The organism is Lentilactobacillus hilgardii DSM 20176 = ATCC 8290 (assembly GCF_000159315.1).
GTDB classification, from domain to species: domain Bacteria; phylum Bacillota; class Bacilli; order Lactobacillales; family Lactobacillaceae; genus Lentilactobacillus; species Lentilactobacillus hilgardii.
In genome coordinates this window covers 1-417 of sequence record NZ_GG670027.1, presented here as the reverse complement: position 1 = coordinate 417, position 417 = coordinate 1, and the positions used below count along the sequence as shown (strand labels likewise).

Sequence of the window (417 nt, the reverse complement as noted above, 5' to 3'; positions counted from 1 at the left end):
GGCGGCACCCAAGAGTCCCATAAACATAACAGCGGTTGTTAGGCAGAAGAACATCATATAAGCTTGAGATGTGTGTAACATTTCAGACGTTGTAAAGTTCGTTTTGTCGACTTCCGCAGGCTTATTAGCATCATTTGATGGAATAGCCATATTGTCTGGTGCATCCTTTAAGAAGAAGGATCTGACGACTGCTAAAATCAATGCCAGAATGCCCCACCAAAGAAGAACTCTGCCAATGTTGTCGGCGGTAATCGCACCATTACCACCAGCAATGGCCATGTCGATATATTTAAAAATAAATGAGCCAAGGCCATAACTGGCAACACTGATTCCTGAAATTAATCCCTTTTTCTCTGGGAACCACTTGATTGCGTTAGTGAGCGTTGTTAAATAAAGCACACCGTTCATTGCACCAAG

The 417-nt window shown here is 42.9% G+C and carries 1 pseudogene; it reads right to left on the bottom strand.

From position 1 onward, the window contains the following. Window positions 1–417 (bottom strand): annotated as a pseudogene (locus HMPREF0519_RS12755) (MFS transporter); the annotation flags it as partial.